Annotated in this window: 8 protein-coding genes; 1 reads left to right on the top strand and 7 read right to left on the bottom strand. The window is 65.4% G+C overall.

Translation table 11 applies throughout. The features are described 5' to 3' along the window. Window positions 1–101 precede the first annotated feature (101 nt). From ACODTA_RS09290 to rpoB, 3 genes are all read right to left on the bottom strand, one after another. Window positions 102–2,153: an amidohydrolase family protein gene (locus ACODTA_RS09290; RefSeq protein WP_489065625.1), complete on the bottom strand. Its 2,052-nt coding sequence runs from the start codon at window positions 2,151–2,153 to the stop codon at window positions 102–104. A 204-nt stretch (window positions 2,154–2,357) separates the two neighbouring features. Then, on the bottom strand, window positions 2,358–6,611 hold the full coding sequence (gene rpoC / locus ACODTA_RS09295; protein ID WP_489065626.1) for a DNA-directed RNA polymerase subunit beta': 4,254 nt from the start codon (window positions 6,609–6,611) through the stop codon (window positions 2,358–2,360). 77 nt (window positions 6,612–6,688) lie between these two features. After that, window positions 6,689–10,840, bottom strand: coding sequence for a DNA-directed RNA polymerase subunit beta (rpoB, locus tag ACODTA_RS09300; protein WP_489065627.1), 4,152 nt, complete (start codon window positions 10,838–10,840; stop codon window positions 6,689–6,691). 352 nt (window positions 10,841–11,192) lie between these two features. Here rpoB and ACODTA_RS09305 point away from each other — a divergent pair, with 352 nt between their 5' ends. Beyond that, the gene (locus ACODTA_RS09305) at window positions 11,193–12,473 is read left to right on the top strand and encodes an LPXTG cell wall anchor domain-containing protein (protein ID WP_489065628.1); all 1,281 of its coding nucleotides are present in this window, start codon (window positions 11,193–11,195) and stop codon (window positions 12,471–12,473) included. A 98-nt stretch (window positions 12,474–12,571) separates the two neighbouring features. On the opposite strand, the gene rplL is transcribed toward ACODTA_RS09305, so the two are convergent. The 4 genes from rplL to rplK form a co-directional block, all read right to left on the bottom strand. Beyond that, window positions 12,572–12,946, bottom strand: coding sequence for a 50S ribosomal protein L7/L12 (gene rplL / locus ACODTA_RS09310; protein WP_489065629.1), 375 nt, complete (start codon window positions 12,944–12,946; stop codon window positions 12,572–12,574). A 53-nt stretch (window positions 12,947–12,999) separates the two neighbouring features. Further along, window positions 13,000–13,515 carry a 50S ribosomal protein L10 gene (rplJ, locus tag ACODTA_RS09315; protein WP_489065630.1) on the bottom strand — a complete coding sequence of 172 codons (516 nt, stop codon included), beginning with the start codon at window positions 13,513–13,515 and terminating at the stop codon, window positions 13,000–13,002. 444 nt (window positions 13,516–13,959) lie between these two features. Then, complete coding sequence (gene rplA, locus ACODTA_RS09320) at window positions 13,960–14,658, bottom strand: 50S ribosomal protein L1 (RefSeq protein WP_489065631.1); 699 nt, start codon at window positions 14,656–14,658, stop codon at window positions 13,960–13,962. 4 nt (window positions 14,659–14,662) lie between these two features. Then, complete coding sequence (gene rplK / locus ACODTA_RS09325) at window positions 14,663–15,094, bottom strand: 50S ribosomal protein L11 (protein WP_222992944.1); 432 nt, start codon at window positions 15,092–15,094, stop codon at window positions 14,663–14,665. Window positions 15,095–15,168 lie beyond the last annotated feature (74 nt).

The following is a 15,168-nucleotide window of genomic DNA, read 5'->3' on the forward strand; positions in this document are numbered from 1 at the left end:
CCGAAACGAGCCGTCTTGCGGCGAGATGTTGGGAGTCCGGGATGAGCGGCCGGAACGCCGTGCGCTTAGTCACAGCCCGGCCGCCTTTCCGGGGGAATGTGTCAGCGTGGCGGGCCGCTCAACCCCGCCGCCGCGCGGAGATCGCCGGCCTTCATCAGCCGGCCGTCATGCATCACGACTTCGACATGGCGGAGGTCGCCGATCTGTTTCGACGGATCGCCCGAGACGAGGAACAGGTCCGCGCGCTTGCCCACCGTCAGCGATCCGGTTTCGGTGCCCATGCCGAATTGCGTCGCCGGAATGATGGTCGCGGTGGCGAGCGATTCCGCGGGGCTCAATCCCGCTTCGACATAGAGTTCCAGGTCGCGGACGAGCTCGATGCCATAGCCGTCCGTGCCGGCGACGATCGGAATGCCGCGATCGTGCAGTTCCTTCACCATGCGTTTGTACGCGCCGATGCCCTTTTCGATCTGTGCGGCGGAAACCTCGGGCGTGGGTGCGAGCCCGCCGCCGCGCAGCCCGCGATCGACCTGGGGCGGCAGGGTGCCGGCGAAGGGGCGATACGCGGGGGGCAGTTCGCCGCGCGGCATATAATCGCCCTCGAAGGTCGCGACGGTCGGGTCGACGGTGATCTTGCGACGCGCGAGCTCGGCCAGGAACGAGTCCATCGGCTCTGCCTTGAAGTCGAGGGCGGGGCCATAGCGATAAGGGCCGTAGAAGCGCTGCAACCCGTTCGACTGGTCGATCACCGATTGCGGCATGCCCTGCATGATCACCCAGTTGATATGGGTGATCTCGTCATAGCCGTCGGCGACAGCTTCGGCGGGACGGCGCGTGCGCTGGATATGGCCATGGACACGCAGGCCCAGCCGGTGCGCTTCCGTCGCGATCGGCTTGACCAGCCCGGGATCGAGCGTGCCGTAGAGCTTCACGCCGAAAAAGCCGAGCTGCTTGGCGCGGCGGACCGCCGCCAGCGCGCTCGCTTCGTCGGAAACCGTGACGGCGCCCTGGGCGGCGAGCGGACCGGCACCGTCGATCAGCATGGAGGGCACGCTGTGCGGCCCCAGCAGCGTGCCCGCCTCTATGCGTGCCCGCCGCGCCGATCCGGTTTCGACATCATTGCCGGGGTCACGGACATTGGTGATGCCCTGCGCCAGCAGCAACGGGCCGGTGGCGTCGTCGCCATAATGCATATGGCTGTCCCACAGCCCCGGCACGAGCGTCTTGCCCGCGCCGTCGAAGACCGTCGCACCCGCCGGGATCGTCACCGAAGCGGCCGGCCCCACCGCGACGATGCGGCCCTTGTCGGCAACCAGGCTCATGCCGTCGCGAAATGCCCGCTGCTCGGCATCGTAGAGGCGCACATTGCGGAAGGCGACGGGCGCGGTAGCCCTGGGTGCGATCCTGGCGAGCAGCGCGGGAGCCTGGGCGGCCAGCGCCTCGTCCTGCGCCTTCATCAGCGCGGGCGCGGCCGACTCCCATCCATCGGGCAGGAAGGCCAGGTAGCTCGCCATGCCGAAGAAGCGGTCGCCATCGAACCAGACGGGCATGGGTGACAGGCTGAAGCCGCCAACCGCATAGGCGGTCAGCGTCTTGCTCCCCTTCCCGTTGGAGATCGTCGCCCTGGTCAGTTCCGTGATCGTCGCGCGGCCGGAGGGGCCGAGCGGCAACGTGCCGCCGGGCGCCTTGCGCAAGGTTTCGACGGCGTGGGCGAGGATGTCGATCGTGCCGCCAAAGGGCATGTAGAGCGTGCCGGCGGGGGCGGGCGGGCCGCTGTCGATGGGCGTCCTGTATCCCGATCTCCCGGAATAGCTTTCGGCGGCATTGCCCTGCGGCGTATTGCCCCGGATCTCGATCGTCTCGAACCCGCCATCGGGCGCGAGCGTGAAGCGCTGGTCGATCTCCGTCTTGAAACCGCGCAGCAACAGGCTCTGGCGTGACCAGCGACTGCCGTCGGCCGCCGTCCACAGGCTGATCTCGCCATGCGGGCCGGCGCTGGAGGTGATGCGCCATTTGCGCGCGTCCGCCGGTGGCTTGGCGAGCGCTGCCTCGGCGAGGCCGGCTTCCGCCGTTTGTTGCTTGTCGCCATGCGCGGCGGCGGGGGAGGCGATGGCGATCAGCGCGGCCATGGTTGCGAATATGACGGGTTTCATGCGTGGCGCCCTCCGGTTCGGATATGCCGCCTTGGTCGCACGAAACAAGCGGGCGTCGCAATCGCGCCGGGGCCACAAAGAAAAACCCCGCCGGAACGATCCGGCGGGGTCTCTCGAAGCTAGTTCGGCGAGGGGCTTATCCGCGATCTCGAAGATGCTGACGCATCCTCGATCGGTTCGCTCAAGCGCCGCGCGGGCTTCGCTTTACGCCTCGGCGCCGTCCTCGCCGTTGGTGTCGGCCACGACCACGGCCAGCGGATCGTCGCCGGTATCGGCTTCGACGGGCTGACGCAGTTCCGCCTCATGCTCTTCCGCCGCCGAATTGGGGGCGATCAGGCTTTCCTGCCAGGCGCGCTGGCTGGCGCGGAGCGCGGCATCGCGGCTGGAGGCGGTGACGCGCATGCGGTTCATGCCCGCGCCGGTACCGGCCGGGATGAGGCGGCCGACGATCACGTTCTCCTTGAGGCCGATCAGCGTGTCCGACTTGCCCTGGACGGACGCCTCGGTGAGCACGCGGGTCGTTTCCTGGAAGGACGCCGCGGAGATGAACGAACGCGTCTGGAGGCTCGCCTTGGTGATGCCCAGCAGCACCGGCTTGCCCTGAGCGGGACGAAGCCCGTTCGCCAGCTTGGCGTTGATCTCGTCCATTTCCTCGCGATCCACCTGCTCGGCAGCGAGCAGGGTGGTGTCGCCACCGTCGGTGATCTCGACCTTCTGCAGCATCTGGCGAACGATCACCTCGATGTGCTTGTCGTTGATCTTCACGCCCTGGAGTCGATAGACTTCCTGGATTTCCGACACGAGATATTCCGCCAGCGCCTCGATACCGAGCACTTCGAGGATGTCGTGCGGATCGGGCGAGCCGCCGATCAGGTTGTCGCCGCGCTTGACGTAATCGCCTTCCTGCACGTCGATGACCTTGGACTTCGGCACCAGATACTCGACGACCTCGCCGCCATCCTCGGGCTGGATGCCGATCTTGCGCTTCGCCTTATAGTCCTTGCCGAAGACGACGCGGCCAGAGACCTTCGCGATGATCGCGTTTTCCTTGGGCTTGCGCGCTTCGAACAGTTCGGCGACGCGCGGCAGACCACCGGTGATGTCGCGGGTCTTGGCAGCTTCGCGGCTGGCGCGTGCGAGCACGTCACCGGCCCTCACTTCCTGGCCATCCTCCACCGAGAGCGTCGTGCCCGGCGTCAGCATGTAGCGGCCGGCCTCGCCCGACGCCGCGTCGAGCAGGGTCAGGCGCGGACGCAGATCCTCCTTCGAACGGGTCGGCGCGCGATATTCGATCACGACACGCTGGGTGATGCCGGTGGCTTCGTCGGCCTGTTCGGTCAGCGTCTTGCCGTCGATCAGATCCTGATACTTCACGATGCCCGGGTTTTCCGTGATCACCGGCATGGTGAACGGATCCCATTCGGCCAGACGATCGCCCTTCGACACCTTCGCCTTGTCCTCGACCAGCACATAGGCGCCGTAGGGCAGGCGATGCACCGCGCGTTCGCGGCCTTCGGAGTCGATGATCGCCAGTTCACCCGAACGCGCCAGGACGACGCGCCGGTTGCGCTGGTCGACGATCACGCGAAGATCGCGATACTCGACGGTGCCGTCCGAAACGGCCTCGAGGTTCGACTGCTCGTTGAGCTGCGCCGCGCCGCCGATGTGGAAGGTACGCATGGTGAGCTGCGTACCCGGCTCGCCGATGGACTGCGCCGCGATGACGCCGACGGCTTCACCGATATTGACCGGCGTACCGCGTGCGAGATCACGCCCGTAGCACTTGCCGCAGACGCCCTGCGTCGATTCGCAGACGAGTGGCGAGCGGATCTTGACCGACTGGATGCCGATCGCTTCGATCGCGGCGATCATCGGTTCGTCGAGCAGCGTGCCTTCGGGAATCAGCACCTCGTTGCTCTTGCTGTCGACGATATCCTCGGCCGTGGTGCGGCCCAGGATACGCTCGCCCAGCGACGCGATGGTGGAGCCGCCCTGAACGATGGCCTTCATCTCCAGCGCGCGCTCGGTGCCGCAATCCTCCTCAATCACGACGCAGTCCTGCGACACGTCCACGAGACGACGGGTCAGGTAACCCGAGTTCGCGGTCTTGAGCGCGGTGTCCGCCAGGCCCTTGCGGGCGCCGTGGGTCGAGTTGAAATATTCAAGGACGGTCAGGCCTTCCTTGAAGTTCGAGATGATCGGCGTCTCGATGATCTCGCCCGAAGGCTTGGCCATCAGGCCGCGCATGCCGGCGAGCTGCTTGATCTGTGCGGCCGAACCACGGGCGCCGGAGTGCGCCATCATGTAGATGGCGTTGATCGGCTTCTCGCGGCCATTCTCGTCCTTCTTGACGGCCTGGATTTCCTTCATCATCGCCGCGGCCACCTGGTCACCGCAACGGCTCCAGGCGTCGATCACCTTGTTGTACTTTTCCTGCTGGGTGATCAGGCCGTCCTGATATTGCTGCTCGTAATCCTTCACCAGATCGCGCGTCTCATCGACCAGGCCGATCTTCTCGCCCGGGATGATCATGTCGTCCTTGCCGAACGAGATGCCGGCGCGGAACGCGTGGCGGAAGCCCAGCGCCATGATGGCGTCGGCGAACAGCACGGTCTCCTTCTGGCCGGTGTGGCGATAGACGATGTCGATGACGTCGCCGATTTCCTTCTTGGTCAGCAGGCGGTTGACGGTCTCGAACGGCACCTTGTGGCTCTTCGGCAGCGTCTCGCCCAGCAACATGCGGCCCGGCGTCGTCTCGAAGCGCTTCAGATAACCATTGCCCTGCTCGTCGGTCTGCGGGACGCGGCTGATGATCTTGGTGTGCAGCGTCACCGCCTTGGCGTTCAGTGCCTGATGCACTTCCGCCATGTCGGAGAGCAGCATGCCCTCACCCGGCTCGTTCTCCTTCATCATCGAAAGATAATAGAGACCCAGCACCATGTCCTGCGACGGCACGATGATCGGCTTGCCGTTCGCGGGCGACAGGATGTTGTTGGTCGACATCATCAGGACGCGCGCCTCGAGCTGCGCTTCCAGCGACAGCGGAACGTGCACGGCCATCTGGTCGCCGTCGAAGTCGGCGTTGAACGCCGAGCAGACCAGCGGGTGAAGCTGGATCGCCTTGCCCTCGATCAGCACCGGCTCGAACGCCTGGATGCCCAGGCGGTGAAGCGTCGGCGCGCGGTTGAGCAGCACGGGATGCTCGCGGATCACCTCGTCCAGGATGTCCCAGACTTCCTTGCGCTCCTTCTCGACCCACTTCTTCGCCTGCTTCAGGGTCATGGAGAGACCCTTGGCGTCGAGACGGGCGTAGATGAAGGGCTTGAACAGCTCGAGCGCCATCTTCTTGGGCAGGCCGCACTGGTGCAGCTTCAGTTCGGGACCGGTCACGATCACCGAACGGCCCGAATAGTCGACGCGCTTGCCGAGCAGGTTCTGGCGGAAGCGGCCCTGCTTGCCCTTGAGCATGTCGGACAGCGACTTCAGCGGGCGCTTGTTGGCGCCGGTGATGGTGCGGCCGCGACGGCCATTGTCGAAAAGCGCGTCGACGGCTTCCTGAAGCATGCGCTTTTCGTTGCGGACGATGATGTCCGGCGCGCGCAGCTCCATCAGCCGCTTCAGGCGGTTGTTGCGGTTGATCACGCGGCGATACAGGTCGTTCAGGTCCGACGTCGCGAAGCGGCCGCCGTCCAGCGGCACCAGCGGGCGCAGCTCGGGCGGAATGACCGGGATCACTTCCAGGATCATCCATTCGGGGCGGTTGCCGGAATCGATGAAGCTCTCGACCACCTTCAGCCGCTTGATGATCTTCTTCGGCTTCAGTTCGGACTTGGTCTCGGCCAGTTCCTTGAGCAGGTCCTCGCGCTCGCCGACCAGGTCGAGTTCCTCGAGCATGCGGCGCACGGCCTCGGCGCCGATGCCGGCGCTGAAGGCGTCCTCGCCATATTCGTCCTGCGCGTCGAGCAGTTCGTCCTCGGTGAGGAGCTGATACTTCTCGAGCGGGGTCAGGCCGGGCTCGATGACGATATAGGCTTCGAAATAGAGGACGCGCTCAAGCTGCTTGAGCTGCATGTCGAGCAGTAGGCCGATGCGCGACGGCAGCGACTTCAGGAACCAGATGTGCGCGACGGGGGCGGCCAGTTCGATATGGCCCATGCGCTCGCGGCGGACCTTCGAAACGGTCACCTCGACGCCGCACTTCTCGCAGACGATGCCCTTGTACTTCATGCGCTTGTACTTGCCGCACAGGCACTCGTAATCCTTGATCGGGCCGAAGATGCGCGCGCAGAACAGGCCGTCACGCTCGGGCTTGAACGTGCGGTAGTTGATCGTCTCGGGCTTCTTGATCTCGCCGAACGACCAGGAACGGATGCGTTCCGGGCTGGCGATCCCGATCTGGATCTGGTCGAAAGTCTCGGGCTTCGCGACCGGATTGGCGAAATTGGTCAGTTCATTCATGTTTCAGTCCCTTACGAAGGGTCAAATCTCTGGGCGGGGGGAAGGGCGCCGTCCGTTTCCAGCCGGCGCCCGTTCCGTCATTCCGCCGCCTCGGCCAGGCCGTCGTCCTGTTCCTCGATGCTCTTCAGCTCGACGTTCAGGCCCAGCGAGCGCATTTCCTTGACGAGCACGTTGAAGCTCTCCGGAATGCCGGCCTCGAACGTGTCGTCGCCCTTGACGATCGCTTCGTACACCTTGGTGCGGCCGACCACGTCGTCGGACTTCACCGTCAGCATCTCCTGCAGCGTATAGGCGGCGCCATAGGCCTGGAGCGCCCAGACCTCCATCTCGCCGAAGCGCTGGCCGCCGAACTGCGCCTTGCCGCCCAGCGGCTGCTGGGTGACGAGCGAGTAGGGCCCGATCGAACGCGCGTGGATCTTGTCGTCGACCAGGTGGTGCAGCTTCAGCATGTAGATGTAGCCGACGGTCACCTTGCGGTCGAACGCGTCACCGGTGCGGCCGTCGAACAGCTCGACCTGGCCGGACGGATCGAGACCCGCCAGCTCCAGCATGTCGGCGACGTCGGACTCGCGGGCGCCGTCGAACACCGGGGTCGCCATCGGCACGCCGCCGGTCAGGTTGCCGGCCAACTCGATGATCTGATCGGGGTTCCGGGCTTCGATCTCGGCGACATAATGTGCGCCATAGACCGTCTTCAGCCGATCGATCACCACCTGCGGCGCATTGCCGCCGGTGCCGTTCGGATTGGCCTCACGCCATTGCTCCAGCGCGCCGGAGATCTGGCGGCCCAGGCCGCGCGCGGCCCAGCCCAGATGCGTCTCGAAGATCTGGCCGACGTTCATGCGCGAAGGCACGCCCAGCGGGTTCAGCACGATGTCGACGGGGGTGCCGTCTTCCAGGAAGGGCATGTCTTCCGCCGGCAGGATGCGGCTGATAACGCCCTTGTTGCCGTGACGGCCGGCCATCTTGTCGCCCGGTTGCAGCTTGCGCTTCACCGCGACGAACACCTTGACCATCTTGAGCACGCCCGGGGGCAGCTCGTCGCCGCGCTCCAGCTTCTCGCGGCGGTCCTCGAACTTCTCGTTGATGAGCTTGACCGCCTCGTCATACTGGGCCTTCACGGCTTCCAGATCGGCCTGGCGCTTGTCGTCCTGGACCGCGAACTTCCACCATTCGTGGCGCTCGACTTCCTCAAGCAGCGACTCGTCGATCTCGGAGCCCTTCTTGACGCCCTTGGGGGCGGCGGTCGCGACCTGGCCGAGCAGCATTTCCCTCAGGCGGCCATAGCTGGCGCGATTGAGGATGCCGCGCTCGTCGTCCGAGTCCTTCTTCAGGCGCTCGATCTCCTCGCGCTCGATCGCCATCGCGCGCTCGTCCTTGTCGATGCCGTGGCGGTTGAACACGCGGACCTCGACGATCGTGCCGGCGACGCCCGGGGGCAGGCGCAGCGACGTGTCGCGCACGTCGGACGCCTTTTCGCCGAAGATGGCGCGGAGCAGCTTCTCTTCCGGCGTCATCGGGCTTTCGCCCTTCGGCGTGATCTTGCCGACCAGGATGTCGCCCGGCTCCACCTCGGCGCCGATATAGACGATGCCGGCCTCGTCGAGGTTGCGCAGCGCTTCCTCGCCGACGTTCGGGATGTCGCGCGTGATGTCTTCAGGCCCGAGCTTGGTGTCGCGAGCCATCACCTCGAACTCCTCGATATGGATCGAGGTGAAGACGTCGTCCTTCACGATCCGCTCGGAGATCAGGATGGAGTCCTCGTAGTTGTAGCCGTTCCAGGGCATGAACGCGACGAGCGCGTTGCGGCCCAGCGCCAGTTCGCCGAACTCGGTCGACGGACCGTCGGCGATGATGTCGCCTTCGTTGACGATGTCGCCCACCTTCACCAGCGGACGCTGGTTGATGCAGGTGTTCTGGTTGGAACGCTGGAACTTCATCAGCGTGTAGATGTCGACGCCCGACTTGCCGGCCTCGACATCGCCGGTGGCGCGGATCACGATGCGGGTCGCGTCGACCTGATCGACGATACCGCCGCGCTTGGCGCCGATGGCGGCGCCGGAATCGCGCGCGACCGTCTCTTCCATGCCGGTGCCGACGAACGGCGCCTCGGCGCGGACGAGCGGCACGGCCTGACGCTGCATGTTCGATCCCATGAGCGCGCGGTTGGCGTCATCGTTTTCCAGGAACGGAATGAGCGACGCCGCGACCGATACGAGCTGCTTGGGGCTCACGTCCATCAGCGTGATGTGATCGCGCGGCGCCATCAGGAACTCGCCGGCCTCGCGGGCGGAGATCAGATCCTCGACGAAGCCGTTATCGGCATCCAGCTCGGCGTTGGCCTGCGCGATGGTGTGCTTCGCCTCTTCCATCGCCGACAGGTAGACGACTTCCGTGGTGACCTTGCCATCGATGACCTTGCGGTACGGCGTCTCGATGAAGCCGTACTTGTTGACGCGGCTGAAGCTCGCCAGCGAGTTGATCAGACCGATGTTCGGGCCTTCCGGCGTTTCGATCGGGCAGATACGGCCATAGTGCGTCGGATGGACGTCGCGAACCTCGAAGCCCGCGCGCTCGCGGGTGAGGCCGCCCGGCCCGAGCGCCGAGACGCGGCGCTTGTGCGTCACTTCGGAGAGCGGGTTGGTCTGGTCCATGAACTGCGAGAGCTGCGACGAACCGAAGAATTCGCGCACCGCGGCGACCGCGGGCTTCGCGTTGATCAGGTCGTTGGGCATGACGGTCGAGACGTCGACCGAGCTCATGCGCTCCTTCACCGCGCGCTCCATGCGGAGCAGGCCGATGCGGTACTGGTTCTCCAGCAGCTCGCCGACCGAACGGACGCGGCGGTTGCCGAGATTGTCGATATCGTCGATTTCGCCCTTGCCGTCCTTCAGGTCGACGAGCGTCTTGACGACGGCCAGGATATCCTCGGTGCGCAGCGTCGTCACCGTGTCCTCGGCGTCGAGGTCGAGGCGCATGTTGAGCTTGACGCGGCCGACGGCCGACAGGTCGTAGCGCTCCGGATCGAAGAAGAGGCCGGCGAACAGCGCTTCGGCGGTCTCGCGCGTCGGCGGTTCGCCGGGGCGCATGACGCGATAGATGTCGCTGAGCGCGTGGTCGCGATCCTCGGCCTTGTCGGCCTTCAGCGTGTTGCGGATCCAGGGGCCGGTGTTGACGTGGTCGATGTCGAGCAGTTCGATGCGATCGACGCCGGCCTTGTCGAGCTTTTCGAGATTGTCGGGCGACACTTCGTCGCCGGCCTCGATATAGATCTCGCCGGTCGCCTCGTTGATCAGGTCGAACGCCGAATAGCGGCCGAAGATCTCCTCGGTCGGGATCAGGAGCTGCTCAAGCCCGTCCTTCTGCGCCTTGTTGGCGGAACGCGGGCTGATCTTCTGGCCGGCGGGGAAGACGACCTCGCCGGTCTTGGAATCGACGACGTCGAATGCAGGCTTCTGGCCGCGCCACTGTTCCGGCGTGAAGGGGATCACCCAGCCGCCTTCGCCGCGAACGAACGTCACCTTGTTGTAGAAATAGCCGAGGATGTCCTCGGAATTCAGGCCGAGCGCATAGAGCAGGGCGGTGACGGGCAGCTTGCGCTTGCGGTCGATGCGGACGTTGACGATGTCCTTGGCGTCGAACTCGAAGTCCAGCCACGAGCCGCGATACGGGATGACGCGCGCGGCGAAGAGATATTTGCCCGAGGCGTGGGTCTTGCCGCGGTCATGGTCGAACAGCACACCCGGCGAACGGTGCATCTGGCTGACGATGACGCGCTCGGTGCCGTTGATGAAGAAGGTGCCGTTCTCGGTCATGAGCGGCATGTCGCCCATGTAGACGTCCTGCTCCTTGATATCGAGCACCGAGCGGGTTTCCGTGTCGGCATCCACCTCGAACACGATCAGGCGCAGCGTCACGCGCATCGGCGCCGCATAGGTGATGCCGCGCTGACGGCATTCCTCGACGTCGAACTTGGGATCTTCCAGTTCGTAATTGACGAAATCGAGCTCGGCGGTGCCGGCGAAGTCACGGATCGGGAAAACCGAGCGCAGCGTCTTCTCAAGGCCGGAGACATAGCCGATCTTGGGATCGGAGCGCAGGAACTGCTCGTAGGATTCGCGCTGAACCTCGATCAGGTTCGGCATCTGCACCACTTCGTGGATGTTGCCGAAAACCTTGCGGATGCGCTTCTTCGCGGTGCTCGGGAGGGGAGCTGCCTTGGTCGCCATGTCGGTTTTGCCCTATCGGTCGGTTGCGTCAGTCAGAATTCTTGGGCGCAAAAACGCCAAAAGCCGCAGTCTTTCCTTCTGGAAAAACAGCAGCTTCGGCGTCCTGAAACCCCAGCCAATCCATTCGTCCGATGCACTGCGCGACGGCGCATCATTTCCCGAGAGGCTGTGGTGAAGAGGCGCGATATAGGAGTGCGTGTCCGCCATGTCAAACCACGATGGTTTTTCAGCCGGGCCTCGTGACGGAACGATCCACCGCAGTTTGTGCGACGAGCGGAGCCCGGACCTCCACGAAAATCGTTGTCAGCCTGTCATGAAACAGCATTCGAACCCCCATCGCCACGCGATTGCCATGCTGTTGGCGGCCGTCGCGCTCCCCGCAACCCCGTCTTTCGCGCAGGATATCCAGCCCTTGCCGGTGCCCGCGCAGACCGTGCCTCCGCCGGTGGCCACGTCGATGCCCGCGCCCGCGCTGCGCGTCACGCCGCCGCCCATAGTCTCGGTCGCGCCCACCCAGGCGCCTGTCGCCGAGGCCGAGCAGCCGGCGGCGGCGCCGCCGCGCCGTTCGGTCGAACGCCCCGCTCCGCGTCCGCGCGTGCGTGAGGTTACGCCCACGGCGCCTGTCGCGGCAGCCACGGTCGCCGCCCCGGCTGCCGCCGCACCCGCGCTCACGCCTGTTCCGGTACCAGCGGCGCCGGCCGCCGAGATCGCGCCGCAGCCGATCGAGCCGGTAGCGACCGGCCCGGTGGCCGCCGACCCCGTCGTTCCAGCACCGGTCGAAACCGGAAATGCGCCGTGGCTCTGGCTGGTGCTGGGGCTCGCGGTGATCGGCGCGATTGCCGGGCTGCTCGCCTGGCGCCGCCGTCGTGAGGCCGAATATGAAGGCGTCGAGGGCTATTTCGACGGGGAATATGAGGAGCCCGTGCCGCAGCCTGTCGCCGCGCCCTTTGTCGAGCCCGTGCCCGATGCGATGACGGCGGCCGCGCCGGTCGTGCCGGCGGCGGCGCTGCATGTTCCTGCCGCTACCAGGCCGGATCTGGTCGTCGCTGAAACGCGTTCGACCGATCCGATCGGCGAGATCGACAAGGTCTCGGTTGGTGAACCCGACAGCGCGGATATCGACGCGATGGTCGCGGCATCGGATGCCCCGGTGGGCCGGCCCTGGCTGGAACTGATGATGCGCCCGATGCGCGCGGGCACCAATCGTGACGACGCCGTGGTCGAATTCGAGCTGACCGTCAGCAATGCCGGCGACGTCCCCGCCCGCGACGTGCGCATCTCGACATGGATGTTCGCCGCCGGCTCGGCGCAGGAATCGGAGATGGAGCAACTGCTGATCGATCCGCCCGCCGGGGCGAAACTGTCCGAAGTCACGCTCGCGCCGGGCGACGGCACCCGCATCGAGGCGGCGATCGCGCTCCCCACTGATCACGGCGTCGATGGCAGCGTGCTCCCGGTGCTGGTCGCCGATGCGCGTTACAGGCTGCCGGGTGGCGGGGAAGGGCGCACATCGGCATCCTTCGAAATCGGGCTGGCGCGCGGTGAAGCGATCGAGGGTTTTTCGACCGACCGCCCCACCGGCATGCACGAGGACATTGATGCACGCCTTCATGCGGAGCCACAGCACGCCTGAGGATCCTGGACGGCGTGACGCACAAGAAAGGGGCGGCCCCTTGCGGAGCCGCCCCTTCCATGTCCGTTCCAGCCGAAACTGGAGGCGTACGTGCGAACTTACTTCAGTTCGACAGTCGCGCCGGCCTCTTCGAGCTGCTTCTTCAGCTTCTCGGCTTCGTCCTTGCCGATGCCTTCCTTGATCGCCTTCGGAGCCGACTCAACCAGCGCCTTGGCTTCGGTCAGGCCCAGGTTGGTGATCGCGCGGACTTCCTTGATGACGTTGATCTTCTTGCCACCGTCGCTGACGAGGACGACGTCGAACTCGGTCTTCTCTTCAGCAGCCGGGGCGGCGGGGCCACCAGCAGCCGGCGCGGCCGCAACAGCAGCAGCGGCCGAAACGCCCCACTTTTCTTCGAGGAGCTTCGAGAGCTCGGCGGCTTCGAGAACGGTGAGGGCCGAGAGATCGTCAACGAGCTTGTTCAGGTCTGCCATGTGTAGTCTCCATATGCGGGCATCTGCCCGCCATTCGGGTTTCAGTCAGGTGATCAGGCGGCTTCCTTTTCCGCATGCGCGGAAAGGACGCGGGCGATCTGAGCCGCCGGTGCCTGAGTGATGGTCGCGAGCTTGGTCGCGGGCGCAACGATGAGGCCCACGATCTTGGCGCGCAGTTCGTCAAGCGAGGGCAGCGCTGCGAGCGCCTTGATTCCCTCTGCATCGAGAAGCGTCTCGCCCATCGCGCCGCCCACGATTTCCAACTTGTCGTTGGTCTTCGCGAACTCCACGATCACCTTCGCAGGTGCCACCGGATCGGCGGAGGTGCCGAGCGCCGTCGGGCCCGTCAGCAGGTCGCTGATGGGGGCGTAGGCGGTGCCCTCGATTGCGAGCTTGGCAAGCTTGTTCTTCGCGACCTTGTAGCTGGCGCCAGCGTCGCGCATCTTCGTCCTGAGCGCCGTGGACTGTGCCACGGTGAGGCCGAGATTGCGGGTGACAACCACCACGCTGGTCTCGGTGAAGGTGCGGTTCAGCGTTGCGACCAGCTCGGCTTTTTGAGCACGATCCATGCCATTCTCCACTATGCCCGCCGGAAATCCGGCAAGCGGCTAAACCCGCGGCAAGCCACGGGCGGTACAAGTCCGAGGGGAATGGTCACCTGCCTGTCGGCAGAAGCCCGGCGGGCGCATATGCGCGACGCGGGCGGAAAACTGTTCCCCGTCTAGGCTGGATATTAAGAAGGCCGAATCGCCTTCACCAACTGTCTCGGACGGCATGACCATCGGGCAAGCCCAACGATCAAGGCGCGGCGCATAGCAGATTCGGGGGCAGGGTCAAGGAGAAGCGGCCCGATTCCGCGAAGTCGGGCTTCTGCGGGGCCTCGACAGGCTCAGCTCAAACGGCGTGGGGATCATGTGCCATGCCCATGGCGCGCGCGATGAGAGGCTGTCCCCACCAACAAAAAAGGCCGGAGCTTGCGCCCCGGCCTTCTTGTTCCTGGCATGGTCGCCGGCTTACGCCGCAGCGACTTCCGCCGTGTCGACCTTGACGCCGGGGCCCATCGAGGAGCTCAGCGCGATCTTGCGAACATATTTGCCCTTGGCGCCCGAGGGCTTGGACTTGATCACCGCATCGACCAGCGCGTCGAAGTTCGCGCGCAGGTCCTCGGCGGGGAAGCTCGCCTTGCCGATGCCGGAATGGATGATGCCGGCCTTCTCGACGCGATACTCGACCTGACCGCCCTTGGCGGCCTTCACGGCCTCGCCGACATTGGGGGTCACGGTGCCGAGCTTCGGGTTGGGCATCAGGCCCTTGGGGCCCAGCACCTTACCGAGGCGGCCGACCAGGCCCATCATGTCCGGGGTGGCGATGCAGCGATCGAACTCGATCTTGCCGCCCTGGACGATCTCGAGCAGGTCTTCCGCGCCGACGACATCGGCGCCGGCGGCCTTGGCTTCCTCGGCCTTGTCGCCACGGGCGAACACGCCGACGCGAACGGTCTTGCCGGTGCCCTTGGGCAGGGTGACGACGCCACGGACCATCTGGTCCGCATGGCGGGGATCGACGCCCAGGTTCAGCGCGAGCTCGATGGTCTCGTCGAACTTGGCGTTCGCGTTCGCCTTCACCAGCGCGATCGCCTCGTCGACGCCGTGCAGCTTGTCACGGTCGATGGTCTCGGCGAGCTTCTTCGCCTTCTTGCTCTGAAATGCCATTGGTTCAGCCCTCCACCACTTCGAGGCCCATCGCGCGGGCGGAGCCTTCGATGATCTTGGTCGCTGCCTCGATGTCGTTGGCGTTCAGGTCCTTCATCTTCACTTCGGCGATCTCGGCCAGCTTGGAGCGCGCGATCTTTCCGGCGGAAACCTTGCCCGGCTCCTTCGAACCCGACTTGAGGCCCGCGGCCTTCTTGATCAGGTACGTCGCCGGCGGGGTCTTGGTCTCGAAGCTGAAGCTGCGATCCGCATAGACGGTGATGATCGTCGGGATCGGCATGCTCTTTTCGAGATCGCCGGTCGCCGCGTTGAACGCCTTGCAGAATTCCATGATGTTCACGCCGCGCTGACCCAGGGCAGGGCCGATCGGCGGGGAGGGGTTGGCGGCGCCCGCGGGCACCTGGAGCTTGATATAGCCCGTTATCTTCTTAGCCATTGTCCATTCTCACTCTGTGATAGGGTTCGGCGCGACGGCCTTGCCCTGTTTCAAGCTTAGCGGTTCGACGGGAC

The organism is Sphingomonas sp. FG14 (assembly GCF_057809675.1).

What these genes read in the sequence shown, in the direction of transcription:
- rplK (WP_222992944.1), bottom strand. Translation starts at nt 15,094, where the DNA reads ATGGCTAAGAAGATAACGGGCTATATCAAGCTCCAGGTGCCCGCGGGC.
- rplL (WP_489065629.1), bottom strand. Translation starts at nt 12,946, where the DNA reads ATGGCAGACCTGAACAAGCTCGTTGACGATCTCTCGGCCCTCACCGTT.
- rpoB (WP_489065627.1), bottom strand. Translation starts at nt 10,840, where the DNA reads ATGGCGACCAAGGCAGCTCCCCTCCCGAGCACCGCGAAGAAGCGCATC.
- rplA (WP_489065631.1), bottom strand. Translation starts at nt 14,658, where the DNA reads ATGGCATTTCAGAGCAAGAAGGCGAAGAAGCTCGCCGAGACCATCGAC.
- rpoC (WP_489065626.1), bottom strand. Translation starts at nt 6,611, where the DNA reads ATGAATGAACTGACCAATTTCGCCAATCCGGTCGCGAAGCCCGAGACT.
- rplJ (WP_489065630.1), bottom strand. Translation starts at nt 13,515, where the DNA reads ATGGATCGTGCTCAAAAAGCCGAGCTGGTCGCAACGCTGAACCGCACC.
- ACODTA_RS09290 (WP_489065625.1), bottom strand. Translation starts at nt 2,153, where the DNA reads ATGAAACCCGTCATATTCGCAACCATGGCCGCGCTGATCGCCATCGCC.
- ACODTA_RS09305 (WP_489065628.1), top strand. Translation starts at nt 11,193, where the DNA reads ATGCTGTTGGCGGCCGTCGCGCTCCCCGCAACCCCGTCTTTCGCGCAG.